We start from the raw sequence: 24861 nt of genomic DNA, 5'->3' as shown, positions 1-24861 counted from the left end.
CGGCTCACGGGACGAGCGCGTTCCGCGTAGCGACTGGTATGACTGGTGCATGCAGGAAGAGACCGCGTGGTCCGCGATCGACACGTTCATCTCCGCGTTCAACGCCTCGGACGACAGCTATGTGACTGCGCTGCTCTCCCAGGCCCTGACCTCGGACGTGGTCCTCTGGGGGCCGTTGGGCCGCAGCGAAGGGATCGAGGCGGTCGAGCGGTTCGTGCTGGACATCCGGCGCCACCCGGCGGGGACCGGCACGATGGTGCGCTGCTCGGCAGTGGACATGCCTGACGAGTGGGCCCGGTACCAGTGGGTCTTCACCACGCCGGACGGAGGCCCCCGCCTGGCGGGAACAGACGTCGTCCATCTGCGGCGGAGCCTCATCGACCAGGTCATCGTCTTCGCGGGGGAGATCGAGCCGTCCGCCTCCTGAGTCACCCTCCGCCAGCGAAGGGGTCCTTCACCTCCTGCGGGGTGCTGAGTCCGTCGGCGCTCTCGGCCTGGTCGGATCACCTGCCGGTGGTGGGGACGGTGCGCCCGTCACCACCACCTGACAACGCACCCCCTCCACAGCCATGGGCCTCAGCGGGCGGCCGGAGGCGGCAGCGGGCACGGGATGTGGGGCTGGTGCCGGTTGGGGCAGGACACCACCGAGTACGAGACCAGGCTTCCCGCGTTCGTCCAGTACGCCCAGGTGACGTCCACCCCGAGGGGCAGACACTCGCGCGCGTGCGCCGTTTTCACCTCGCGGGAAGTGTGGCCGGTGAAGGGCGGGTTGGCCGCGTAGTGGTCGGTCAGCCAGTCCAGCGCGGCGACCGGGTCCGTCCAGGTGCGGTCCGGCGAGGTCTGGGTGCGGCGCAGCAACCAGTGCCCCGTCATCATCGGCGGGATCGGGGCGGCGAGGAAGGCGCGCGTCTGCTCGTCGCCCGGATGCGGACCCGGCCGCCGGTTGCTCTCCTTCGCGTACTCGGTACCGGCTCCGGTCCAGGGGCCGTAGCCGTGCCAGTGTCCCTGCCAGGTCATGGGGGTTCCTCGGGGGTACGTGGGGAGGGGGGCCGCCCCTTGACCGGGGGCGGGTGCAAGGGGCGGCCCGTGGGAGGTGGTCGGACGGAACGGAAGGGTTCGAGCCGGCCGAGCCGGCCGACCGATGCCGGCGCGATCGGACGGGCAGGTCGGGACCGGCCAGGTCGAACCCGCAGGGTCAGGCGGACAGAGTCAGGCCCCGCCGGGAGGCCCAGCCGAGGGCGAAGGCGTCCAGTTCGGCGGTGGTGAACCGCAGTTCGCGCCCCGCGCCTTCAGGCTTGCCGTCCCGGAGAACAAAGGCCGAAAGCGCGTCCGGGATCGCGCCGACCTCGACGCAGGTCTCGTGCTCGCCGCCCTGGTTGCCGCCGCAGTAGTTCTCGAACGTGGCCCCTTCGAGGGGAAGTCCATACAGACCGTTCATGAGATGGTTCCTTTCGGTGTGTCTGTTTGGTGCACCTGCGCCCGTCCCGGCCGTCCGCTGTCGAAGGAAGACGGCCGGGGCGGAAGTTCTCGATTACCGGACCGCGACCCCGGTCGCGGGTCTCGGCGCACAGCGGTCTTCGGCCCCGGCCCCAGCGCCCCTGAGCACCGCGCACACCAGCGATCCGCCCAGCGCCAGAACCGCGAGCACATACGCGAGTTGCTGACTCCGGGGGCTCACGGCGCAACTGTCGGCTGATGCCCTCAACGAAACCGCCTCTTCAGGGTGTTGGCGTATCTCGGACGTGATCGTCTCGGTCGCGTCATCCCTCGTCGCGCCCATCGGCCCAGCCCTCCTCTCCGTCGGTGGCGGCCGACACCGTGCACCACGTGGAGGTGCCCTCGCGGCCCCACTCCCGCGCCAGCTGCTCGACCAGTTGCATGCCCCGGCCGCTCTCCTCGTCCGGTCCGGGCCACCGCACCTCGGGCGTGCCCGGCGAACGGTCGTCCACCTCGATGCGCACCTCCCTCAGCGGGTCGCATTCGAGCGCCAACGTGATCCGGCTGCCGTTCCCGTACGCGATCGCGTTGGTCACGATCTCGCTCACGAGCAGCTGAACCGTGTAGACCACCTTCAATTCGAAGGGGTCGCCCTGCTGGAGGATATCTACTGTCAGCCGCCGCATCAGCGAGACGCACGCGGGCTCGGGGCGGAACGACACCTCGATGCGGCGAACATCCGCCGCACACGGTCTGCGACCCGCCTCCGAAGCCGTCTGACCGGTCAATATCGTTGGAGGTGGCATCTTCGAGCCCTTCTCGCTCGTTGGTCAGCGTGCTCACGCAAGGCAGTGGGAACACCGCACTGCGTGAGCGACTGGGATCAAGCCTGACACTTCGAGAGATACGCTTGGACCGTTCCAGCGGGATTCCGAAACCAAGTTTCTGAGTGAACCACCTTCGATTCGAAGGGATTTCACGAGGGGACGCAGAACCTCCCGCTGTGGCGCAGAACGTTCCTTGCACAGGCGGAACTTCCACCGACACACTGGGTAACGCTCGCAGGAAGGACAGCAGATGATCACGGACATCGAGTCGGCTACGCCCGCTCTGTGCCGTCTGCACTTGGGCAGTGAATTACGACAGCTCCGCCAGGCGGCCGGGCTGAGGGCCAATCAGGTGGTGCGGAGGCTCATCTGGAGCCCCTCCAAGCTCACCCGCCTGGAGACGGGAGAGAACGCCAGCGTCGAGCCGTCGGACGTCATAGCACTGTGCGACATGTACGGGGCCGACGCGGAGAAGCGGGCCCTGCTGGTGGGGTACGCGGTGGTGACGAAGACGAAAAAGGACTGGTGGCAGTCGGGCGAGTACCGTCCGGCGATCAGCCCCACGTTCAAGGCGTACCTGGGCTTGGAGGCGACGGCCGCCTCGATGTACAAGTACGAGTCCGAGTTCGTTCCCGGTCTTCTCCAGACCGAGGACTACGTCAGGGCGATCTATCAGGTCTCAGATCTGGGGCGTGACGCCAACGAGGTCGACCGGCATGTGGCGGTTCGGATGACGCGGCAGGTGGTGCTGCACCGCGCAGAGATGCCTCTTCGATTCACGGCAGTCATCAACGAGTCCGTACTCCGTCGTCAGGTGGGTGGGCCCTCGCTGATTCGCGCTCAGTTGCGGCACATCGTGGAGGTTGCTTCGTCACTTCCGCAGGTGCGTGTCCAAGTCGTGCCCTTTGCGAGCGGAGTACATGAGGGCATGAACGGGGCATTCACCCTCCTGCGATTCCGTGAGAGCGACGCACTGAAGCCGATCATCTACCTGGAGGGTCAGGGATTCGCCCAGGTCGTCCGTAATGGAGAGGACGTGGAGCGGTACGAGGTGGCATTCCAGGACCTACAAGCCGATGCTCTAGGACCGAAGGAATCCCTGAGCATGATCAAAGATGCGATCAAGGAGCATTGAGCACATGATCAATGACCCGCTGGCCAACGCTCGTTGGTACAAGTCGAGCTACAGCAACAACGAAGGTGGTGCGTGCATGGAGGTGGCGCAACTCACTGACGCCCATTGGTTCACCTCTAGCTACAGCAACAATCAAGGCGGCGAGTGCGTCGAAGCCGCCAAACTCCCCAACGCCATAGCCGTCCGCGACTCCAAGAACCCCGAAGGCCCCGCCTTCATCTTCGAGAGCGGCGCGTGGACGGGCTTCGTCTCATCCGTCAAAGCCGGACAGCTCGGCGGCTGAGAATCATGCCGCGGGGCGACTCATCGCACATGACCAATGACCGGCTATCCCACGCTCGTTGGTACAAGTCCAGCTACAGCAACGACCAAGGTGGTCAGTGCGTTGAAGTGGCGAGACTGACTGACGCCCGCTGGTTCACTTCCAGCTACAGCAACGACGAAGGCGGCGAGTGCGTCGAAGCCGCCAAACTCCCCAACGCCATAGCCGTCCGCGACTCCAAGAACCCCGAAGGCCCCGCCTTCATCTTCGAAGGAGGAGCCTGGATGGGCTTCGTCTCATCCGTCAAAGCCGGACAGCTCAGCGGCTGAGAACCAAGCTGCGGGCCGTCTCATCACCACGATGAGGCGGCCCGTAGCGCTGCCCTCGGCGATGGACGCGGGGCTCTCGTGGCTCCGGATCCTCGGGCGCGCACAGCATGGGCCCGGCATTGTCAGTGGTGTGGTGCACGATGAAGATCTCGGTTCTTCGGCTGGAGGAGGGGATCTTGGTGCCGATCACCAATGAGCAGGTGGCAGGCTATGCGTTTCTGCAAGGGCTGTACGAGGACGCGTACTTTCCGGATCACGTCGTGGACAAGGGGAAGGCGATCCTGCTGAGACTGTGCGAGCGGATCGAGGCCGAGCGGCCGTCGGATGTGGAGGCGCTGTATGTGCTGACGGAGGCGGCGACGGAGGAGTTCAACGCGCTGGAGAAGGAGTTCGAGGCGGCGGGCAGCGAGATCGAGACCGTCGCTCGAGAGGAGATCGGCGAGGATTTCTGGTTCGTGGCGCACGCGTACGGGTTCCAGGACGCGGACTCGGAGAAGCTGATAGCCGCACGGGACTGGTAACACGGCACGGGGGTGGCAGCTACCCGCAGGTGTGGCGAACGCGATGGGCGCTGCCATCCGAGATCTGATCCACGTCTCCCCCTCGGACGCCGACGCCGCGGAAGCGCCTGAAGCTGCCCGCGGGTGGAGGCGACAGCCCAGGTTGATCAGCACTTTGTGATCTTCGACCGCTCACTGGTCGCGCAGGTGGACGCTGGTGACGGCGACCGCACACGCGGCGCACGCCCACACCGCGTAGACGGTCCAGGCTCCGCCAGTGCTCCATGGGAACGCGATCGGGGAGTAGTCGACATCGGTGAGCCGGTGCCATGCACGGTAGGGAAGGGTGTGCCCGGCGACCGCCGACCAGTGGCGGCCGTCGGTCAGGAACAGCGGCAGCACGAGGAGGATCACCACCGAGGTAGTGATGGTGGAGGCGGTGTGTCGGATGACGGCGCCGAGCGCGAGGCCGGCGAGCGCGCACACCGGGGCGAGGAGTGCGGAGGCCAGGACGACACGGAAGGCTCCCGGGTCACCGATGGAGACGCCCGCGTCCCGGCGATCGAGAATGGCCTGCGTCACAGCGAACGAGACCCCGGCGACGAACGCACCGAAGACGGTCGTGACCACGGTGACGACGACCGCCTTGGCCGCCATCACCGAGCGGCGGGCCGGAACGGCCGCAAAGGTCGTTCGGTTGGTGCCCGTGCTGTACTCCCCGACGATCATCAGGGCACCGATGGCACCGATGGCGAGGGCCATGAGCAGGGCCGCGTTCGAGGTGAACGCCTCGTGCAACGCTATCCCGTCCTTCTCGAACGCGGCTTCAAACGCGGCGCGGTCCTTCGACGCCTGCTGCGTCCAGTGGCTGTATGTGTCATAGGCGGTGCCCGCGTTGAAACCGATGACGGCCAGGGCGGTGGCCCCGTAGGCGATCCAGGTCGAGCGCAGCGAACGGTGTTTGATCCACTCGGCTGCGACCAGGTCGCGGAACCGGGCGCGGGGTTCGCGGGCGGATCGTCCGCCGGGAACGTTCGTCGCCGTGGTGGTGGTCGCGGTCATCGGGGCTCTCCTCCGGAGAACTGGACACGGTCGGCGGTGAGTTCCATGAACGCCTCCTCGAGCGAGGCGGAGCGGGTGCTGAGCTCGTGCAGCGGGAGGCCGTGCCGTCGGGCGATCTCACCGATCCGTACTGCGGTCAGGCCGGTCACGGTGAGCTGCTCGCCCTCCACGTGCACGGCCGCGCCCTCGGCCGTCAGCAGGTCCCTCAGGGCGGTCGCGCCGGGCGTGGTCACGGTGACGCTCCGCCGGTCGCCGCGGGACGAGAACTCCGCGAGGCTCTCCGCCGCGAGCAGTTCGCCACGGCCGATCACGATCAGCTGGTCGGCGGTGTGCTCCATCTCCGACATCAGATGGCTGGAGACGAACACGGTACGGCCCTCGGCGGCGAGCCGTCTGAACAGCTCACGCACCCACTTCACCCCCTCGGGGTCCAGGCCGTTGAGCGGCTCGTCGAAGAGCAGCACCGGCGGGTCGCCGAGCAGTGCGGACGCGATGCCGAGCCGCTGTTTCATGCCGAGCGAGAATCCGCCGATGCGGCGCCCCGCGACCTCGGCGAGACCGACCTCCCGCAGTACCTCGTCCACCCGGCGCCGCGGGATGCGGTTGCCGCGTGCCAGCGCGGCGAGATGCGCCGCCGCACTGCGCCCGCCGTGCACGTCGTGCGCGTCGAGGAGGGAGCCGACATGACGCAGGCCGCGAGGGCGGTCACGGAAAGACCGGCCCTCAATGGTGGCCGTGCCGCTGGTGGGCTCGTGCAGGCCGAGGATCATCCGGAGCGTGGTGCTCTTGCCGGAGCCGTTCGGCCCGAGGAACCCCGTCACCTGCCCCGGGCGCACAGAGAAGGTCAGGTCTTCGACGGCTGTCGTGCCGCCGTATCGCTTCGTGAGTTCGTTGACTTCGATCACGGCGCCCACGGTGCCGTTCGCCGCCCCCGCTCGTCGTCGGACCGGTGCTGACAATCGCCGGGCGCCGGTGTCGACCCTGGTTGTACGACCGCGGTCCGATGCCCCGTCGCGAGTACGCGTTTACGATCGCGGCATGCCCGCCTCCTCACCTTTGCCGTCGCCGCTGCTCAAGCGCGTACCGCCGGGCCTGTGGACGGGACTGGTGTGGGTCGCGGCAGCGGTGCAGCCCATCGTCCAGTTCGTCCTGCTGCCGCCCCGGCAGGGGTACTCCTACAGCTATCCCCGGGACGGCCTTGACTCGCTGACGGCTCAGGCTCTGCTCGCCCTCGCCTTTCTGCTGGTCCTGACCGGCAGCGCGCTGCTGCGCCGCCGGACGGCGGTAGCGTACGGAATGGTGTTGGCCGGCACGGTCGTCTCGTCGGTGGCCTGGCGGCAGATCGAAATTCCGCCCACGCAGTTTCTGGGGTTGGACGCCGCCCTCTGCTACGTCGCCGCCACACGCCCCCGGCGCACCGCGATCACCGCGGCCGCCGGGGCGCTGGGCGTGCTCGCCGGATTCCTCGTCCTGCGGTGGATCACGGGAGGGGAATCCGGCACCGCCTCGGAACCGTTCGTCGCCCTGACGGTCGTCATCGCCTGGCTCATCGGCAACTCGGTGCACCAGGCCCGCGCCCACACCGCGGAACTGCACGCCCGGGCCGCCGCCCAGGCGGTCACCGCCGAACGGCTGCGGATCGCTCGCGAGATGCACGACACGGTCGCCCACAGCATCGGCATCATCGCCCTGCAAGCCGGAGCCGCGGCCCGCGTCGTGGAGACACAGCCGGCCAGGGCCCGCGAGGCGATGATCACCGTGGAGCACGTGGGGCGTGAGACGCTGGCGGGACTGCGGCGGATGCTGGGCGCCCTGCGGCAGGCCGACCAGGAGCAGGAACCCGCTGCCCAGGGGCAGGAACCGACCGGCCACGACCAGGGGCGTACACAGGCTCCGCTGCGACCGGCCGCCGGCCTGGCGGATCTGGAACGGCTCGCCGCGACGACCACGGCCGCCGGTGTCCGCGTGGAGGTGTGGTGGCAGGGCGAACGCCGCCCGCTCCCCGCGGACGTGGACCTCGCGGCGTTCCGCATCGTCCAGGAGGCGGTGACGAATGTCGTGCGGCACGCGGGTGCCGATGGCTGCCGGGTGAGAGTCGAATACCGCGAGGACGAGCTCGGCATCGAGGTCGTCGACAGGGGAAGGGGCTGCGGCACGAATGCGAAGACCCCGGACACCGGATTCGGTCTGGTCGGCATGCGGGAGCGAGTCGCTCTGCTGCATGGCCACTTCGCCGCAGGGCCGCGTCCGGGGGGCGGCTTCCGGGTAGACGCCCGGCTGCCGGTGCCGACAGTGGCAGGGATCGAACCCGTAGCGAAGGCTGGAGCCAGATGACCGTCCGGGTGGTACTCGCCGATGATCAGCCCCTGGTCCGCGCCGCCCTGCAGATGGTCATCACCGACACCGCGGACGTCCAGGTCGTGGGTGAGGCCGGAAACGGCGCCGAAGCGGTCCGGCTGGCCGGGGAAGTCACCCCCGATGTGGTGGTGATGGACATCCGGATGCCCGGCATGGACGGCATCGAGGCCACCCGCCTGATCACCACCGGTACCGGCACCGCACGCGTTGTCGTGCTGACGACCTTCGATGACGACGACTACGTCTACGGAGCGCTGCGCGCCGGCGCGTCCGGATTCCTGGTCAAGGACATGGCCCTGGACGACATCCTGGCCGCAGTCCGTATCGTGGCCGCCGGTGACGCCCTCATCGCACCGAGCGTCACCCGCAGACTGATCAAGGAGTTCGTCGGCCGCCCTACAGGGACGCCGCCACGGCGGACGGAACTCGAGCGCATCACCCACAGGGAGCGTGAGGTGCTCACCCTGATCGGCCAGGGCCTGTCCAACGCCGAGATCGCCGACCAGCTCTTCATCAGCGTCGCGACCGCCAAGACCTATCTGACCCGGCTGCTCGCCAAGCTCGACGCACGTGACCGGGTGCAACTCGTGATCCTCGCTTACGAAGCGGGGCTGGTGGCACCGTCCCACTGAGGGAACTCGTTCGCGGTCCTTCAGCGGTACTCAGACGGCTTGGCCGAGGCCGGCAGTGGTCGGTGCCTGCTCGCGCAGCGGGGTGAAGTCGACCCATTCGACGACGTTTTCGCCCGTCTCGCCGATGCGGGCGTCGATGTGAACGACCTAGCGCTTGACCTCTTTGCCGTTCTCGTCGACGTAGTGGTCCCTCCAGTACACGTCCCACTTGTCGTCGACCTTCTTGGGGACCTTGCCCTCGGGGTAGCGCACATAGCCGTCCCCCGGTTCCTCGCCGTTCGGCACGCACGCGCCGCCGCCCTCGGGGCCGACCCCTATGACCGGGTACTCGCCGCCCCTGCATTGGTTCTCCTCCATCGCCGAACAGCCTGTCGTGAGCAAAACGGTCACCGCCGCGGCCACGGTTCCGGCGGCGAGACTGCTGCGGCGTCGGGTGGGATGCATGGTGGGTTCCTTCTCCTCGTCGGTGGGGACCACCCTCCTTGCGGTAGCGTGCGCCGGTCATGAGTACACGTACTCAAAGCGCACTGCCCGGTTCCGCACTGCCCGGTTCCGTGCTCCCCGGATCGGGGCGGTCCGCTGGGCGGCCGTCCGTCAGGTAGCGCCCGCGCAGGCGGGCGAAGGCGGTGGGGCTCGGGCGGTGCGGCAGGAAGTCCTTGATCAGCTGGGCGCATTCGAGCGGGCTCGCCGTACCGGTGTCGCACTCCAGGTCGTATTCGCCGTGGCGGTGGACCATCTCGTACTGGTGCGCGGCGAGGCCCGGCGGGCGGTCCCCGCGGGCCTGCTCGCGGCGGGTCAGTTCGTCCAGCGGACAGTGGACGCCCACGAACAGCACGTCCTCCGGGCGCAGCACCGAGAGGCAGTCGAGCAGCCGCCAGGGCTCGCTGAGGACGTGGTCGACGACGATGTCGTTGCCCACTTCGGCCATGGCCGCGATCGAGCGGTGGAATCCCATCCTGGTCCGCCGCAGAGCCGTGTCGAGGTCCTCCGGTCCGAGGTTCCGCTTGGTGCGCATCGCGTTGAAGCCGTCCACCGCCATGTGGAAGAAGACACCGTCGTCCAGGACGTTCAGCAGTTCCCGGGCGATGCTCGACTTCCCGGAGCTGGATGTGCCGTTGAGGAAGATGATCCGGCCAGCTGTCATACGGGCATGATCACACGGCCGCCGCCGTGGCCGGTTGTGCCGTCCGGCCCGCCGAGGCGGTTGTACCGTTCCGCCGCGGAGGCGGCCAGCGGAGTCGGCCCGCGGGGCCGATTCGGCGGCGTGACAGCCGAGCTGCTCGGAACAGGGGCCCAAGCCCGGAGGCCGACCTCCGGCACTGCGTTCGGCGGTGCGCGGCACCACGGCTCCCGTGTGTCACAGGGCCGGTTGCCGGGCCGTAGCACTGCGGCTTTCCTTGTAGCAGAGGGCAGTTGACGCGCGGAAGCGGGACGAGGGGGCGCGATGGCGGCACAGGCGGCACGTGTGGAAGTGATCGGCGTGGGCGCTCTGAATGTGGACTACATCGCCTCCGCGTCCCGGCTGTCGCAGCGTATGGCCGAGCGCGTGCACGAATCGGTGGCGCGGTTCGAGTGGAACACCGAGGGGCCGGTGGACCAGACGACCGTGGCGAAGGCCATCGAGCGGCTGGGCAGCGCCGCACTGGACGCCTCGCTCGGCGGGTCGGCGTGGCTGACGATCTACACCCTCGCGCAGTTACGGCTCGATCTGCGCCTCGGCTATGTGGGGGTCGCGGGGCGGATCGAGACTCCGGGGCTGTCGTTCCTCGGACAGATGGACCAGCTCGGCATCGACCGACGCTGGGTGGCCCGCCGCCAGGATCTGACCGCCGGTGTCTGTCTCTCCCATCTGGACGATGTCGAACGGGTCATGCTCACCCATCCGGGCGCGAACTTCGCGATGGCCGATCATCTCCGTCAGCACGCCGACGCCGTCGCGTCGTATCTGGCGCAGGCACGGCTGGTGCATGTCACCTCGTTCCTGGACGAGAGGACTCCCGGCGTCCTGAGCGAGGTGCTGAAGGAGGCGAAGTCGCGGAGCAGGGGCATGCGCATCAGCTTCGATCCCGGATTCGACTGGGCGCAGCACCCCACTCCGGGGGTGGAGGCGATCCTCGGGATGGCGGATCTGCTCTTCGTCAACCACCGGGAGCTGAAGGCGCTGGCGGGCTACGCGGTGGGCGAGTCCGACGACGTTCTCGCCGCCCGGCTGCTGGAACGCGCTCCCGCGACAACGCTGTTCGTGACCAAGCGGTACGACGCGGTGGATGTGTTCCGGATGGCGGGTACGGGACTGCTCGCGCGGCGCTTCCGATTACGGCGGCCCATCAGGGAGAGCGCCGTCGAGGACGCGACCGGCGCGGGAGACGTGTTCGCCGCGTCGGTGCTGGCCGCCGTGGCCTCGGGTCGGTTGCAGGTCGAACTCGGGGCCCGGATCGGTCTCGATCTGTCCCGGCAGCGCGCGGCCCGAAGATCGTGGCGCAGTACCGGTGTGCGCCATCTGGCGGAAGGGCTGGTGACGACGCCGGAGGATCCGGCCGGGCCGGGGAGCCGTCCCAGAGCGGTGCTGGTGGCGTCCGAGGGGGAACAGGGCGGAGAGGAGCTGGACAGGTTCCTCACACAGGACCTGGAGTTGAACGTGGACCGGGTCGATCTGTCGCCGGCGCGGCCGGGAGCGGGGCAGCCGAAGCCGGTGTCGATGGAGCGAATGGCGCGCTGCGGGTTCGCGGTGTGCGTGCTGACGGCCACCCAGGCGATGGCGGGCGGCAGCCGCCGGGCCGGGGAGCGGCTGGTCCACCAGGTCGGGCTCTTCCAGGGGTGTTACGGGTTCGGGCGGGTGGCGTTGCTGACGGAGGAGGGCTGCGAGGCCCCGTCGAACATCGCCGGGCTGATTCGGCTCGATTTCCCGCCAGGCCGCGTCGAATCGGTCTTCTGGGAGTTGGAACGGATGTTGGCCAGGGAAGGCTTCCTCGAGGAGAGGCGTCGATATGACCGGTGATCCGCGCGACCCGCGCGCGCTGCGGGACACGGCGGGCCCGCACGGCCCCGGCACCCCGCTCGGGGAGACGGGAGATCCCGGCGTTCCCCCCGGGGAGGCGGGAGATCCCGGCGTTCCCCCCGGGGAGGCGCGAGATCCCGGCGGCCTCGGCCCTCCTCCCCCGTACCCCGGCGGCTCTCGCGGCCCGGAGGAGTCGGACCAGGTGGACGGTCCAGAGGGGTCGGACAGCGTGCCCGGCGGCCCGGAGGGCGTGGGGTCGCGCTCGCCGTACGACGGTTCCGGGTTCGCCCTGGACGTCGTCGGTATCGGGGCCCTGAACCTCGACTACATCCACAGCGCCGACCACCGCTCCGGCGAGCCGGGCCGGAGGCCGCTGACGAGCCGGATAGCGAATCTCGTGCCGGAGGGGCAGCCGGTCCCCGAGTGGGGAACCGAGACTGCCGTGGACGAGGACATCGTGTACGCGGCGCTCGAGGCCGCCGACACGACCCGGCTGCGGACGTCGCTCGGCGGCTCCGCGTACAACGCACTGCACACCCTCTCGCGACTCCAGCTCGATTTACGGCTGGGATACGTCGGGGTGGCGGGCCGCGTGCCCGGTCCCGGTCTCAGCGCGGTGCAGCAGTTACGTGCCGACGGCATCGAGCACGCCTTCGTCGGCGAGCACCCCCGGCGGCTGTGCGGGGTGTGCTTCTCCTTCACGGAGAACGGTGAACGGACCCTGCTGACGCACGCGGGCGCCAACACCACCATGGCCGCCTTCCTGGAGCGGTCGTTCACTCCGCTCGTCGAGTATCTGTCCCGCGCCCGGATCGTCCATGTGACGAGTTTCCTCGACCCGGACACCCCGTATCAGCTCCTGGCCCTGCTCCAGGCGGTCAAACGGGCCAACCCGGCGACGCTGATCAGCGTCGATCCGGGCCATGTGTGGAGCAGCGGCGCGACCGGGCCCGTCGGGGGCATCGTGGCCATGGCCGACTATCTCCTGTTGAACCACCGGGAGTTCCGCGAACTCGGCTCGCGGAGCACGGAGGGGGAAGAGGTGCCGGATGCCGGAAACGCGCCGGGCGTGGAAGGCTTGCCGCCTGCCGACGAGACCGCGGGCGCGGAAGGCCCGGCGGGCGACGCGGACGAGAATGTCGCGGCGCGTGTCCTCGCTCTGCTGGACAGCGACCGCGCGCAGGTGGTGGTCAAGCGCCGCTCCGGCATCCATGTGTGGCGTCACGACGGCACCAAGATGCTGGACGACTTCTATCCGCAGCTCATCCTCGCCGACGACGAGATCGAGGACGCGACGGGCGCGGGCGATGTGTTCGCCGCCGGACTGCTCGCCGTACTGGCGGGCGACCGGCTCCAGATCGAGCTGGGGTCCCTGCTGGGCATGACGCTCGCCCGTCACAAACTGCGGTACGTCGGCAGCCACGGTCACTCCCAACTCGCCAAGGTGACGGCCGACTTCATCGGTTCTCTCACCGGGGGCCGACGGCCGGGGACCGAACCCGAAGGCGTCTTCATCGCCCATGGGCGCAATCCGGACTGGCTCGCGGTGAAGACCTTCGTCGAGCAGCGCTTCGGTCTGCCCGTCTACTCCTTCGAGTCGAACTCGTGGGGCAGCCGCCCGGTCACCGAGGCCCTCCAGGACTATCTCCAGCGCTGTGCGTTCGCGATCTGTGTGCTCACCGCCGAGGACACCACGGGCGAAGGCACCCGGATCGCCCGCCAGAACGTGATCCACGAGATCGGTCTGTTCCAGGGCCGCCACGGCTTCGACCGGGTCATGGTGCTCGCCGAGGAAGGCTGCCTCTCGCTGCCGGACTCGACCACGGCCCGTACGGCGACGTTTCCCCGGCACGCCGTCGACAAGGCGTTCTGGTATCTCGACCGTGCGCTGCGGGATTCGGGGTTCACCCATATCTGAGCCCGGCTCGGGTGGGGGGATTCGAGCCGGGCAAGGAGAGGCGCGAGGGCCTCCGGGTCAGATGCCGCCGGTGTAGAGAAGGCGGTTGGGTGAGTTCTTCGAGACGGTCAGGGTGTTCTTCGTGGACTGGTCGGCCAGCCAGATCGCGGTCTGCTCGGGGGACGCCGACGGGATGGCCGACTTGTAGAGGGCCGCGACGCCCGCGACATGGGGGCTGGCCATCGACGTGCCGTCGAGGGCGACGCTGCCGCCGCCCAGCCTCGCCGAGATGATCGCGCGGCCGGGGGCGTAGATCCACAGGCAGGGGCCGTAGTTGCTGAAGTCGGTCTCCACGTCCTTCACGTCACTCGCGCCGACGGTCACCACACGGTTCGCGCTCGCGGGCGAGACGGTGCAGGCGTCCTTGCCGTCGTTGCCCGCGGCGACGACGGGGAGGATGCCCTGGGCCTCGACGTTGGTGACCGCGTTGTTGACGGCGACGCTGCGGTCCCCGCCGAGGGAGGCGTTGAGGACGGCGGGCTGCCTGGCGTTGCGCGCGACCCAGTCGAAGCCCGCGATGATCCCCGACCAGGAGCCCCGGCTGTCGCAGCCGAGGACGCGGACGCTGACGAGGGTCACCTGGCGGGCCACGCCGTAGTCGGCGCCGCCGACGGTTCCGGCGACATGGGTGCCGTGGCCGTTGCAGTCCGCGCCGTTCCGGCCGTCGCCCATCGCGTCGAAGCCGGGCACCGCGCGGCCCTGGAACTCGGGGTGCCGGTAGTCGATCCCGGTGTCGACGATGTACACCGTGGTGCCCGAACCGGTGCGGTTGACGTTGAACTGCTGGTTCAAGGGCAAGTACGGCTGATCGATCCGGTCGAGCCCCCAACTGGCGGCCGGGACCGGGGCTCGGCGTGCGGACAGGGCGCTCGCGGAGGCGGTGCCGTCCTCCTCGACCGCCTCGACGCCCGGCAGGGCCCGTACGGCCTCCAACTGGAGCGGCGACAGCTTCGCGGCGAAGCCGTTGAGAACGGAGGTGTAGGTGAACAGCGGCTTCACCGCGGGTCCGGCTTCCTTCGCCGCCGACTCGGGGCTGACGCCCTTCTTGACGGTGACGATGTACTGGCCCGGAATGGGCGAGGCCGTGCGGCGCAGCGGGGCCGGTTCGCTGCGGGGCGCGCCCGCGGCGGCGGACGATCCCGTGGCCGGAGCCGTGGCCGGGGCGGGGGTCGCGGAAGCGGTCGCGGCGAGGGGGACGGCGGCCGTGATCAGGGCGACGACGGTGGCGGTCAGAGCGCGGAGCCTGGTGGGGGTCGGCATGGGGACGAGACAATCAAATGAAGATCGGATCGGCCACGACCTGCCGTGGTGGCGGCCGGGTTCGGGCGGGACTCCATCCCAATGGGCCGCCGCCAGTCGCACCAGGTACTGCGATCGCCTCTGGAGCGGCGGTGGGGTATGCGGTCGCCGTAGGGACAGCCGGGGCCGAACGGTCACGGCGTCGTCCCCGCCCCCGCACCAGTCTGCGTATGGCGGCCCCCTCGTGCACCGGCGCAGACCCGCCGCGCTGCCGCGCGGGACGCGGCTGCCGCTGCACCTCCGTCGATGCCCCCGGGATCCCTGCGGCGACTGATGCGGGAAGTGTACAGTTCCGTACATGAGTGACACTTTTCCGATCACTGAGGCGCGGGCCAGGTTCGGGGCGCTGGTCCGGCGGGCCTCCCATGCCCGTGAGCGGATCACGATCACGGACCACGGGCAGCCCGCCGCGGTCCTCATCAACCCGCAGGAACTCGCCGATCTCGAAGACGCGCTCGCGCTCGCCCTCTACCGGGAGCGGCAGGCATCCGGCACGACGGCGGGTGTACCGCACGCGGACGTGCGCGCCCGGCTCGGACTGGACCCGGCCTCTTGACGTACACGGTCATCTGGGACGAGGCCGCCATCGACACGGCCGCCCTGTTCCTCAAGGACGACCCCGGCGGGCTGAGCCTGCTGATGGACGCCGTCGACCTCCTCGCCGACCAGCCCCGGCCCAACGGCAGCGCCGAGTACGGCTCGGCGGACCTGCGCCGCATGCACGTCGGCCGGTACCGGGTGCTGTACAAGATCACCGACGCGACCGTCACCGTCGTGATCATCCGCATCGGCCGCACAGGCTGACGTCCCGCGCTTCACCTGGAGCCGTGGTGCCGCCCCGGACATCGCCGTAGGCCGTTTCGCTTCCCCCAACCGGGTCTGCTGGGGCACGATATGACCAGCGATCAGGCGCGTCTTGGGGGTTTGGTGACGGTTCGGATACTGGTCGAGGGCAACGGGTTCCAGAGCGCCGCGGCCGAACTCGCCGCGTTGGACGGCGTCCACGACGACGTGGAGCCGGTGCCGGGCGATCCGACGGTCAAGGAGCCGGTGCTCGTCACGGTCGCGGCGATCGTCGGGATCACCGCCGGGTCCGCGGCGCTGGCCGAGCAGATCATGAGGTGGTGGAAGCGCTGGAAGGGCCGGCCCGACCGGCCCGATCGGGTGGTGGTGATCATCGACGGACGGCGGACCTCTCTGGACTCGCTCGACGAGGCCGCCTTGGCCCGGCTGCTGGCGCCACCGCCGGAGCTGGACGACTGACTGGCCCGGCGACCGGGGGCGGCAGAGCCATGGAACAGCGCGAACGCAGCATCACCATCTCCATCGAGCGGCTCGGCACCGATCAGGCCGTGCTGCGCTTCGACTACGGGCCCGGCACCGAGCCCGCCGAAGCGCCCGTACCGCTGTCCGCGATCGCGGACATGCTGGAGCGTGCCGAAACCGACTACTACGCCGCCCTTCCGGTCGACCCGGAGGAGGCGCGCACCCTGCTGGAGTCCTACGGAACCAAGCTGTTCACCTTCCTCGACACCCCGGAGCGCCGACTCTCCGGCTTCATCGGGCGGACCCGCGGATCCTGGGATGTGCTGGTGCTGGCCGTCAGTACGGGCGCGGGGTTCGCGCATCTGCCGTGGGAACTGCTCCACGACGGCAGCGGGTTCCTGGTCGCGTCCGCCAACCCGGTCGTCCCCGTGCGGAAGGTGGAGGGCGCGGCGACGGAACGGACCCCGCAGAGCCGTCCCCTGCATCTCGCCTTCATGGCCTGTGCGCCGGAGTCCGCGGCCGGGGCGCTGGACTACGACGCCGAGCAGGCGCGGATCTGGGAGGCCACCCGGCGCTTCCGGATCGAGCTGGAGGTGGAGGAGAGCGGGGAGCTGGAGCAGCTGCGCCACCGGGTGCTGGAGTCCTCGCGCGGTGACGTCGACGTCGTCCATCTGACGGGGCACGCCGTGCTGACCGAGGACGGTCCCCGCTTTCTGGCCGAGGGGCCGCACGGCGAGGAGGTCGCGGCGAGCGCCGAGGACATCCACGACGGCCTGGGCCGGTCCCCGTCCGTGGTCTTTCTCTCCGGCTGCCGTACGGCCGAGTCCCCGGAGGCGGGGGCCGTCGCCTCGCTCGCCGAGTCGCTGGCCGGGAACTCGGCCCCGCTGGTGCTGGGCTGGGGGCGGCCGGTGCCGGACACCGCCGCGACCGGGGCCGCCGCGGTCTTCTATCAGCAGCTGGCGGAGGGGCTCTCGCCCGCCGTCGCACTGGCGGGCACCTATCGGCGGCTGGTGCGGGACTCGGTGCCGTACTGGCATCTGCTGCGGATGTTCGTACGCGGCGGCCTGCCGGGGCCGCTGGTGACCCCGGCCAGAGCGCCGGGCCGGGACCGGGTGGTCCGCAGGGCGCGCGCCGGGTTCGCCGGGCAGCCGCTGGACCCCGGACAGTTCGTCGGGCGGCGGCGTGAGATCCAGCGGGCGCTGCGGCTGCTGGACTTCAACGACGACTCGGCGTCGGCCGGGCTGATCGTCCACGGCATGGGCGGGGTCGGCAAGACCACGCTGGTGCACCGGATCCGGGAGCGGCTGTTCGACGGCGCGCGGCACACCCTGTGGCTGCACGGCTATCTCGACGAGGGCGCGGTGCTGGGCGCCGTGAAGGACGATCCCCGGCTCGCTCCCGCGCTGGACGATCCCGTGCCGGGCAGATCGCTGCGGCGGCAGCTCGACTCGTTCCTGGACCGCGCGCCCAATCTGCTGATCGTGCTGGACGAGTTCGAGTTCAACTTCCGCCGGGACCGGCTGAGCACGGACCATCTGCGGCTGGTGGACGGCCGTCCGGTGACCCAGCCGGACGCGGCGTCGGTGCTCTCCGATCTCATCGACGCGGTCCGCCGATCGGACACCGCGCACCGGATCGTCGTCACCAGCCGGTATCTGCCCGCGCTGGACTGCGTACGGCATCTGCGGCCGATGGAGCTGCATCCGCTGCTCGAACCCGACTTCGACCGGCTGGTGGAGCGGTTACAGCGGCCGGGCCCGCTGGACCCGGCCGTGGTGGGCTGGGCCCGGCAGTTGGCCGGGCAGAATCCGCGGCTGCTGGAGTGGCTGTTCAACGTCGCCCGCAGCCATCTCGACGTCGGCATCGACGAGCAGGCGCTGCGGTCCCAGTTCCGGGACGTGCGCGGGGAGTTCCTGGAGAAGAACATCTTCGCGCCGATGCTGCTGGACCGGATCGACGCCGAGGGTCGGAAGCTGCTGGAGGCGGCGGCCCCGTTTCTGCTGCCGGTGCCGGCCGCCACCCTCGCCCGGCTCACCGCCGCCGATCCCGAGGAGACCGGGCGGAGGGCGCATGAGCTGGCGGGGCTGAGCCTGCTGGAGCGCACCCGGTCCGAGGGCGGCGGAACGCGGTTCCGGCTGCCGCTGGTGCTCGGGCCGATGTTCGCGCGGACGGACCCGGAGGAGCGGCGGCGGAGGGCGGCCCGGAGCGCCCGGTCCCTGGCGCTGGAGCTGGGCGACTTCCTTGAGGAGCCCGACGCCCGGCTGCTGGACCACGGCATCCTGCGGGAGGTGCACCGGCTGTCCGCGGAGGGCGAGGTGCCGGAGCTGACCGTGGACACCGCCGTGGTGCTGGCGTCGGTGGAGTACAACTGGATGCGCTTCGGCAAGTCGGCCGCGATCTGCCGGGAAACGCTCCAGCGCGCGCGGGTGCACCGGCTGTTCCATGTGCTCGCCAACGCGGAGAGCGAACTGGGCCATGCCGCGGACGCCGATCTGTACTTCGAACGGGCGCTGGAGCTGTGTCCGCCCGACAACCCGCGGGACCGGGCCGCGATCCTCGGCTCGTCGGCGGCCGAGGCGCTGCGCCGCGCGCCCGAGAAGTGCTACCGGCAGATCAACGAGGCCGTCGCGCTGTCACGGCTGCACGGCCGTGACTCCACCCTGGCGCACGCGCTGTCGGTCCTGGCCCGGTACTACGCGACCCACGGGGACGCCCGGGAGCGGGCGGGCATCCCCGGGCTGTACACCGAGGCCATGGCGGCGGCCCGGAAGGTGAGGGACCGGGGCGTCGCGGTGGCCGAGGTCCGGTACGACCGGGCGCTCATCCAGTATCTGCGCGAGAACGACGTCGACACCGCCAACAGTGAGATGCGGGCCGTCCAGCACGATTTCCGCCGGCTCGATCTGCCGCTCCACCTGTCGATGGCCTTGCAGGAGCTGGCCTCGGTCCGGCTGAGCCAGGACCCTCCGGACCCGGACGAGGCGACCCGGCTGGTCCGGGACGCGATCAAGCTCAATCAGCGGCTGCGCTCCGTACGGGTCGAGTCGGGGGCCGAGTTCATCCTCGGGGACATCGCCATGGTCCGCGAGGACTACGACACGGCGAGGAGCCACTACTCCGCCGCGCGGGATGTGAGCCGCGCCATCGGCGATCAGTTGCTGGAGCTGGCGTGCCTGATGCGCCTGTTCCATCTCCATGTGCAGTCCGACGGCTGGGAGGCGGCGCAGAGCCGGCTGCGGGAGGCCGACGCGCTGACGGCGACGTTCAGTCTGCCCGATCACCGGATCGACCTGCTGCTGGCCTCCGTCGAACAGGATCGCCAGGACCCCGGCCATGACATGACCTATGTGCTGGAGCGCGCCCGGGAGGCCGCCTCGCTCGCCCGCGAGACCGGTCTGCGGCATGCGGAGATCCGCGCGTGGGGCCTCTTCGCCGATGAGGCCGAGGCGTCGGATTCGCTCGTTCCGGAGCTGGTCCCGGCGCTGGAGCGGCTGCTGGAACTCCAGCGTACGGCCGAGGACCGACGTACGGCCGAGGACCGAGCAGGGGTGGCGGCGACCCTGCGGAGGCTGGGCGAGGCGCTGCTGGCCGCCGAGCGGTTCCCCGAAGCCCGTCCGCACCTGCTGGAGGCGATGGCACTCGCCGAGGAGACGCGGGACCGCTACGCGTCGGCGAGACTCCACGAACTGCTGGGAATCTCGGCCCGCGGGACGCGGGAACTCGACGTCGCCGAGGAGCACTTCCGCCGCAGCGTCTGTCAGTGGCTGGAACTGGGCGAGTATCCCGGCGCCACCCTGGTGCTGCGCCAACTCGCCTCGGTCCGGCTGTCGCTGGCGTCCGAGGCGACACGGTGGACACTTCTCGCCGCTCGCTCGCTGTGCCGTCTGGTGCCCTCCGGGTACACCGAGAGCCTGATCCTGGAGGATCTGGCCACCCTGGAGGATCTGGCCGTCGCGGAGAACGACGGAGCCGAGTCCACTCCGGAGGCCGTGCGCTGGCGGGAGGCGGGGCGGCGGGCCTTCCACCGAGGGGCCGCGGTGCGCGTTCAGATGGCCTCCGACGTGGTCGAGTACTTCGACCCGGACGAGGGCTCGACCAGCCTGCGCCGGATCGAGACGCTCCGTGGCGAACTGCTGGCCGAGGAGCAGTGGCGGCTGCCGTCGGTGAGCATTCAGGACGCGGAGGACTTCGAATCCCGGCAGTACACGATCAGCGTCTGGGGCGAGGACGTCCACACCGCGACCCTGATCCCGCCTGCCGAGCGGACGGACCGCTCCCGCGCGCCGGCCGACTCGTTCGACCCGGCAGACTCGTTCGACCCGGCCGACCCGATGGACCCGATGGACCCGATGGACCAGGTCATCGCGGATCTGAGGGCGGTGGTCGGCCGGTACCGGGAGAGGATCGACGCCGGTGAGCCGCCGCCACCGCCGGAGCCGGACATCGAGGACCTCCCGGCGGCGGACGTCCTACGGGTACTGCGGCAGCCGGGAGGCGAGCGGCCCCCGTGGGCCCTGGAGCCCTGAAGGGGGCTGAAGGGGCTGAAGGGTCCACGGGGGCCGGGGGAACCGGAGGCCGGGGGGACCACCCGGCCTCCGGAGAGGAGCAGGGGCCGGAGGCCGGCCAGAGGTCCCGCAGACCCTGCGGTCCCCTGGCCCGGTCCCCCGGTCCCCGGGGGCTATCGCACCGGTACGGTCCGGGACCCGTCGGACGGGCCCGCCGACGGCTTCTCCGTCGGCTCCGCGCCCTCCGAGCCGTCCATGTGCAGCTCGGGAGGCTGCCGGGTGAAGAACCGGGTGGTCACCGCGAGGATGACGAGCCCCGCGCCCATCCACACCAGACCGACGACGAAGGTCGTCCCGGTGAGGCTGGTCCAGAGCCAGACCGTGCTGGCGAAGCCGAGACCGGGGAGGAGGCCGTTGGTCAGCAGCGACTTCAGGCCGGTGGAGCGGTTCGCGCCGAAGAGGTAGTGCTTGATGACGCTGAGGTTGACCATCGAGAACGCGGCCAGCGCACCGAAGTTGATCATCACGACGGCCTGGTCGAGGGTCAGGACCACGGAGAGGAACGCCACGGCCGAGACCGCGATCAGCGCGCCCACGGGGGTGCCGAACTTCGGGTGGAGCCGGCCGAAGAGGCGGTTGGGCAGCAGGCCGTCACGGCCCATGGAGAAGATGATGCGGGAGACGCTGGCCTGGGAGACCATCGCGGAGCCGAAGCAGCCCAGCACATAGACCGCGGTGAACGCCCCGCTCAGCGCGCCGCCGCCGACGGTCCGCATCAGCTCGGCCCCCGCGGAGTCGGGGTTGGTGAAGTCGTTGTCGGGGCGGACCAGCGAGCCGACCCACGCCACCAGGATGAAGAGCCCGCCGCCGATCGCGGTCGTGAGGATGATGCCCAGCGGCACGGTACGCCGGGGGTTGTGGGCCTCCTCCGCGAGCGTGGAGACCGCGTCGAAGCCGAGGAAGCTCAGCGCCAGGATCGCCGCGCCGCCCGCCAGCAGGGACCACTGGCCGGACTCCGGGACGAAGGACTGCAGAGCGTCACCGGCCGGGACCTCGGACTTCACGGCCGACAGCGCCACGAAGACGACCAGGAGAACACCGGTCACCCCCATGATGATCGCGGTGATCCGGCTGACGAACTTCACGCCGAGGACGTTGAACAGCAGCACGACGAGGAGGGCGAGCACGCTCCAGACACCCTGCGGAACCCCCGGGAACTGCGCGTGCAGATAGATGCCCGCCAGCAGGAACGAGACCATCGGGAGGAACAGGTAGTCGAGCATGAGCGTCCAGCCGGTGAGGAACCCGACATGGCCGCCGAAGGATTTCTGCGCGTACTTGTACGCGGAACCCGCCGTCGGATAGCTGCGGACCATTCGCCCGTAACTGTGCGCGGTCAGCAGCATGACGCCGAGTGCCAGAACGTAGGCCGCGGGCAGATGTCCACCGGTCTCGTCATTGACGATGCCGTACGTCGTGAAGACGGCGACGGGCGACATATAGGTGAGGCCGAACAGCACGATCGCGGGCAACCGCAGCACTCTGGTCAGCTGAGGTGGTTTGTGCGTGGTGGGACTCGTCACCGGCTTGGTTCCTCTCCGCGCCCGTCGGTTCAACGGGGGTTCAATCGATTCCCGAAGGGTGGCAAACCACGGCGGTGACCGATATACGCAACTGTACGTACAGCCGCGAATCACGAGCGCCAGGCCCCCAATACAGCCGTGACCTGGGACTCCGTACGTAATCTTACGGAGTTCGCGAAGCGTGCCCCCGCGGTTAACGTGTTCCTTGATCCCTTTTTGGAGAGAGGACCTCGTATGTGGCCTGCTGGCTATCGGGCGGCAATGGCGCTCACGGTCGACTTCGACGCCGATGAATTGTGGCTCGCCGAGGATCCCGCGAACGCCGCACGCCCCGGAGTTCTCTCCCAGGCCCGGTACGGCGCGCACATCGCGGTTCCCCGACTCCTGGATATGCTCGACCGGCTCGAAATCCCGGCCACGTTCTTCGTCTGCGGCGGAGACGCGGAAAGATATCCCGAGATCGTCGAATCGGTGGCCGAGCACGGTCATGAAATCGGGCACCACGGATTCACGCACCGCTCCCCGCACCTCATGGAGCGGGACGAGGAGGCCGACGAGCTGGAGCGCGGGCTGACGGTACTGCGCCGCTTCACGGACCGGATCGAGGGGTATCGGTCGCCGTCCTGGGACATCAGCCCCAGCACCCTGGATCTTCTGGTCGAGAACGGCTTCACCTACTCGTCCAACATGATGGACGCGATCATGCCGTACGCCCACCGCGGCCATGACCTCGTCGAGGTGCCGGTGCACTGGTCCCTGGACGACGCTCCCCACTTCTGGTTCGACGCGTCGAGCTGGGACCGGACGATCAGGTCGTCGCGCGAGGTGGCCGAGCTGTGGAGCGAGGAGACGTCCGCCATCCACGAGACGGGCGGGCTGGTCACCCTGACCGTCCACCCGCAGATCATCGGGCGTCCCGGACGGCTGGCGATGCTGGAGAGGTTCCTGACCGCCGTCAGGGCGGACAACGGCGACGGCGTCTGGTTCGCCCGGTGCCGCGAGGTGTCCGCGGCCGTCCGCGCGGCATCCGGGGACAGCGCCCCGGCAGTCGCCGCCGCGGGGGCGCTGTCGTGACCGGGCGTGACGCGGAGACGGCACGGCGTACCGCCGTGGTCACCGGCGCCGCGCGCGGGATCGGGCGCGCGGTCGCCGAGCGGCTGCTGGCGGAGGGCTGGAACGTACTCCTCACCGACGTCCACCCCGAGGTGGAGGCCGCCGCCCGCGACCTCGACGCCACCGGGCGGCGCGCGGTCGGTCTGGTCGCCGATGTGTCCCGTGCCGAGGACGCGACCGCGATGGCGCGGACCGCGGTGGAGGCGTTCGGCGGCGTCGACGCGCTGGTGGCGAACGCGGCCGTCGGCGGGCCCGAGACCCCGCTGCTCGACACGCCCGACGACGAGATCCGCCGGGTGTTCGACATCAACTTCTTCGGGGTGCTGCACGGCATCAGGGCCGTACGGCCACTGCTGGAGCGGTCGAGCGAACACAAAGGTTCGAAGGGCACGGAGGGCACGGACGGGCACGGGGAGGAGGTTGGTCGCAAGGGGCGGATCGTCGTCATCGGCTCGCTCTTCGCCCAGCAGCCCACCCCCGGCGCGGGCGCTTACAGCGCCTCCAAGGCGGCGGTGCAGTCGCTGATGCGGACACTCGCCGTCGAACTGGCCCCGGCCTGCACGGTCAACGCGGTCGCGCCCGGCTATGTGATGACCGAGATGCACAGCGAGGAACTCGCCTCGCGCGCCCGGCGCAGCGGCCGTTCCTTCGAACAGGAGCGGTCCCTGGTGGTCGCCGAGGTGCCGCTCGCCCGGCACGGCACCGGCGCGGACGTGGCCGACGCCGTCCACTATCTGCTGTCGGGCGCGGAGTACGTCACCGGGCAGACCATCAACGTCAACGGAGGGGTTCTCACCTCATGAACACGCAGCGACGGCTCGTCGTCACCGGCTCCCTGTCGGGCATCGGGCGCGCGACCGCGTCCATCGCCTCCGGGCTCGGCTGGTCCGTCATCGGGCTGGACCTGGTCGAGGAGGGGACGCGTGAGGACGACGGCCTGGTCACCCACCACTGCGACATCACCGACGAGCGGTCCGTGCGGGACGCCTTCGACACGGTGGACCGGTCGTGGGGCGGCCTCGCGCCGCACGCGCTGGTCCACTGCGCCGGGATCTACCGGTTCGGTCCCGCGACGCGGACGACCGCGGCGGAGTGGGACACGGTCGTGAACATCAACGCCCGCGGGTCGCTGCTGGTCGCCGCCGCTGCCGCCGAGCGTATGCAGCGGGCCGGCGAGGGCGGCAGCGTCACGCTGCTTTCGAGCATCGCGGCCGTGCGCGGCGACGCGGGCGAGCCCAGTGCCGCGTACAGCGCCAGCAAGGGCGCCGTGGTGTCCCTGGCGCGTCAGCTGGCCGTGGAGTGGGGACCCGACGGGATCCGGTGCAATGTCGTCGCGCCCGGAGTGATCGACACCCCGATGACGACCGTGTCGCGCGACCCCGAGGCGTATCGGCAGGTCCTCCAGCGCATTCCGGCCCGCAGGCTGGGCACGGCCGACGAGGTCGCGCAGGTCTGCGTGTTCCTCGCCTCGAACGAGTCCGCGTATGTCAGCGGCACTGTGATCGCCGTGGACGGAGGGCAGAGCGCCTCATGAGTACGACACCTTCTTCGGCACCGCGGTCCACACCGCACGCGGCTCCGCGGACGACTCCGCGGAC

At 70.0% G+C, this 24861-nt stretch carries 25 protein-coding genes; 16 read left to right on the top strand and 9 right to left on the bottom strand.

What is annotated here, in order from left to right:
* Window positions 1–49: 49 nt before the first annotated feature.
* Entirely contained in the window at window positions 50–427 is a 378-nt protein-coding gene (locus tag ACWEFL_RS03655; protein WP_451706853.1) for a nuclear transport factor 2 family protein, read from the top strand.
* Window positions 428–576: 149 nt separating this feature from the next.
* Here the strand turns inward: ACWEFL_RS03655 and ACWEFL_RS03650 are convergent, their stop codons facing one another.
* The 3 genes from ACWEFL_RS03650 to ACWEFL_RS03640 all read right to left on the bottom strand — a co-directional run bounded on the left by ACWEFL_RS03650 (window position 577) and on the right by ACWEFL_RS03640 (window position 2159).
* On the bottom strand, window positions 577–1017 hold the full coding sequence (locus ACWEFL_RS03650; protein WP_451706851.1) for a hypothetical protein: 441 nt from the start codon (window positions 1015–1017) through the stop codon (window positions 577–579).
* 178 nt (window positions 1018–1195) lie between these two features.
* Window positions 1196–1438 (bottom strand): DUF397 domain-containing protein, encoded by a 243-nt coding sequence (locus tag ACWEFL_RS03645; protein ID WP_451706848.1) that lies wholly within the window; start codon window positions 1436–1438, stop codon window positions 1196–1198.
* 322 nt (window positions 1439–1760) lie between these two features.
* Window positions 1761–2159, bottom strand: a complete 399-nt coding sequence (locus tag ACWEFL_RS03640; RefSeq protein WP_451706847.1) for an ATP-binding protein — start codon at window positions 2157–2159, stop codon at window positions 1761–1763.
* 355 nt (window positions 2160–2514) lie between these two features.
* Here ACWEFL_RS03640 and ACWEFL_RS03635 point away from each other — a divergent pair, with 355 nt between their 5' ends.
* The 4 genes from ACWEFL_RS03635 (at window position 2515) to ACWEFL_RS03620 (ending at window position 4511) form a co-directional block, all read left to right on the top strand.
* Window positions 2515–3399, top strand: a complete 885-nt coding sequence (locus ACWEFL_RS03635) for a helix-turn-helix domain-containing protein (protein WP_451706844.1) — start codon at window positions 2515–2517, stop codon at window positions 3397–3399.
* 4 nt (window positions 3400–3403) lie between these two features.
* On the top strand, window positions 3404–3682 hold the full coding sequence (locus tag ACWEFL_RS03630; protein WP_451706841.1) for a DUF397 domain-containing protein: 279 nt from the start codon (window positions 3404–3406) through the stop codon (window positions 3680–3682).
* Between the two features lie 5 nt (window positions 3683–3687).
* Window positions 3688–3990, top strand: a complete 303-nt coding sequence (locus ACWEFL_RS03625) for a DUF397 domain-containing protein (protein WP_451706838.1) — start codon at window positions 3688–3690, stop codon at window positions 3988–3990.
* Window positions 3991–4169: 179 nt separating this feature from the next.
* Window positions 4170–4511: a DUF5713 family protein gene (locus ACWEFL_RS03620; RefSeq protein WP_451707310.1), complete on the top strand. Its 342-nt coding sequence runs from the start codon at window positions 4170–4172 to the stop codon at window positions 4509–4511.
* Window positions 4512–4682: 171 nt separating this feature from the next.
* Here ACWEFL_RS03620 and ACWEFL_RS03615 read toward each other — a convergent pair whose 3' ends face one another.
* Together ACWEFL_RS03615 and ACWEFL_RS03610 are read right to left on the bottom strand one after the other, a co-directional pair.
* On the bottom strand, window positions 4683–5552 hold the full coding sequence (locus ACWEFL_RS03615; protein ID WP_451706835.1) for an ABC transporter permease subunit: 870 nt from the start codon (window positions 5550–5552) through the stop codon (window positions 4683–4685).
* Window positions 5549–6457, bottom strand: a complete 909-nt coding sequence (locus ACWEFL_RS03610) for an ATP-binding cassette domain-containing protein (RefSeq protein WP_451706832.1) — start codon at window positions 6455–6457, stop codon at window positions 5549–5551. The genes ACWEFL_RS03615 and ACWEFL_RS03610 overlap by 4 nt, the downstream gene beginning before the upstream one ends.
* 133 nt (window positions 6458–6590) lie before the next feature.
* Between ACWEFL_RS03610 and ACWEFL_RS03605 the strand changes: the two genes are divergently transcribed.
* On the top strand, window positions 6591–7886 hold the full coding sequence (locus tag ACWEFL_RS03605; RefSeq protein WP_451706829.1) for a sensor histidine kinase: 1296 nt from the start codon (window positions 6591–6593) through the stop codon (window positions 7884–7886).
* Window positions 7883–8542, top strand: coding sequence for a response regulator (locus ACWEFL_RS03600; RefSeq protein ID WP_451706827.1), 660 nt, complete (start codon window positions 7883–7885; stop codon window positions 8540–8542). Before ACWEFL_RS03605 ends, ACWEFL_RS03600 begins: the two co-directional genes overlap by 4 nt.
* Window positions 8543–8689: 147 nt before the next feature.
* Here ACWEFL_RS03600 and ACWEFL_RS03595 read toward each other — a convergent pair whose 3' ends face one another.
* Window positions 8690–8986, bottom strand: a complete 297-nt coding sequence (locus tag ACWEFL_RS03595) for an SCO0607 family lipoprotein (protein ID WP_451706824.1) — start codon at window positions 8984–8986, stop codon at window positions 8690–8692.
* A gap of 73 nt (window positions 8987–9059) precedes the next feature.
* Window positions 9060–9686 carry a chloramphenicol phosphotransferase CPT family protein gene (locus ACWEFL_RS03590; RefSeq protein ID WP_451706821.1) on the bottom strand — a complete coding sequence of 209 codons (627 nt, stop codon included), beginning with the start codon at window positions 9684–9686 and terminating at the stop codon, window positions 9060–9062.
* 300 nt (window positions 9687–9986) lie between these two features.
* Here ACWEFL_RS03590 and ACWEFL_RS03585 point away from each other — a divergent pair, with 300 nt between their 5' ends.
* Together ACWEFL_RS03585 and ACWEFL_RS03580 are read left to right on the top strand one after the other, a co-directional pair.
* Window positions 9987–11540, top strand: a complete 1554-nt coding sequence (locus tag ACWEFL_RS03585; protein ID WP_451706819.1) for a PfkB family carbohydrate kinase — start codon at window positions 9987–9989, stop codon at window positions 11538–11540.
* A 202-nt stretch (window positions 11541–11742) separates the two neighbouring features.
* The gene (locus tag ACWEFL_RS03580) at window positions 11743–13458 is read left to right on the top strand and encodes a PfkB family carbohydrate kinase (protein ID WP_451706817.1); all 1716 of its coding nucleotides are present in this window, start codon (window positions 11743–11745) and stop codon (window positions 13456–13458) included.
* 57 nt (window positions 13459–13515) lie between these two features.
* Here the strand turns inward: ACWEFL_RS03580 and ACWEFL_RS03575 are convergent, their stop codons facing one another.
* The gene (locus tag ACWEFL_RS03575; protein ID WP_451706814.1) at window positions 13516–14757 is read right to left on the bottom strand and encodes a S8 family peptidase; all 1242 of its coding nucleotides are present in this window, start codon (window positions 14755–14757) and stop codon (window positions 13516–13518) included.
* A gap of 337 nt (window positions 14758–15094) precedes the next feature.
* On the opposite strand from ACWEFL_RS03575, the gene ACWEFL_RS03570 reads away from it, so the two are divergent.
* From ACWEFL_RS03570 to ACWEFL_RS03555, 4 genes are all read left to right on the top strand, one after another.
* Window positions 15095–15352, top strand: coding sequence for a type II toxin-antitoxin system Phd/YefM family antitoxin (locus ACWEFL_RS03570; protein WP_451706812.1), 258 nt, complete (start codon window positions 15095–15097; stop codon window positions 15350–15352).
* A complete protein-coding gene (locus tag ACWEFL_RS03565; RefSeq protein ID WP_451706810.1) occupies window positions 15349–15600 on the top strand; it encodes a type II toxin-antitoxin system RelE family toxin in 252 nt (83 codons plus the stop codon). The genes ACWEFL_RS03570 and ACWEFL_RS03565 overlap by 4 nt, the downstream gene beginning before the upstream one ends.
* A 123-nt stretch (window positions 15601–15723) precedes the next feature.
* Complete coding sequence (locus tag ACWEFL_RS03560) at window positions 15724–16059, top strand: hypothetical protein (protein WP_451706807.1); 336 nt, start codon at window positions 15724–15726, stop codon at window positions 16057–16059.
* A gap of 29 nt (window positions 16060–16088) precedes the next feature.
* Window positions 16089–20588 carry a CHAT domain-containing protein gene (locus ACWEFL_RS03555; protein ID WP_451706804.1) on the top strand — a complete coding sequence of 1500 codons (4500 nt, stop codon included), beginning with the start codon at window positions 16089–16091 and terminating at the stop codon, window positions 20586–20588.
* A 152-nt stretch (window positions 20589–20740) separates the two neighbouring features.
* Here the strand turns inward: ACWEFL_RS03555 and ACWEFL_RS03550 are convergent, their stop codons facing one another.
* Window positions 20741–22150, bottom strand: coding sequence for an APC family permease (locus ACWEFL_RS03550; protein WP_451706801.1), 1410 nt, complete (start codon window positions 22148–22150; stop codon window positions 20741–20743).
* Between the two features lie 261 nt (window positions 22151–22411).
* On the opposite strand from ACWEFL_RS03550, the gene ACWEFL_RS03545 reads away from it, so the two are divergent.
* From ACWEFL_RS03545 to ACWEFL_RS03535, 3 genes are read left to right on the top strand one after another with little or no spacing between them, the layout of a single operon-like run.
* Window positions 22412–23224 carry a polysaccharide deacetylase family protein gene (locus tag ACWEFL_RS03545; protein WP_451706798.1) on the top strand — a complete coding sequence of 271 codons (813 nt, stop codon included), beginning with the start codon at window positions 22412–22414 and terminating at the stop codon, window positions 23222–23224.
* On the top strand, window positions 23221–24066 hold the full coding sequence (locus ACWEFL_RS03540; RefSeq protein ID WP_451706795.1) for an SDR family NAD(P)-dependent oxidoreductase: 846 nt from the start codon (window positions 23221–23223) through the stop codon (window positions 24064–24066). The genes ACWEFL_RS03545 and ACWEFL_RS03540 overlap by 4 nt, the downstream gene beginning before the upstream one ends.
* Window positions 24063–24797 carry an SDR family NAD(P)-dependent oxidoreductase gene (locus tag ACWEFL_RS03535; RefSeq protein WP_451706793.1) on the top strand — a complete coding sequence of 245 codons (735 nt, stop codon included), beginning with the start codon at window positions 24063–24065 and terminating at the stop codon, window positions 24795–24797. Before ACWEFL_RS03540 ends, ACWEFL_RS03535 begins: the two co-directional genes overlap by 4 nt.
* Window positions 24798–24861: the final 64 nt, after the last annotated feature.

Source organism: Streptomyces sp. NPDC004838 (genome assembly GCF_053600955.1).
Note: the sequence above shows the minus strand (reverse complement) of the source record. Positions and strands in the feature narration are given on the sequence as shown.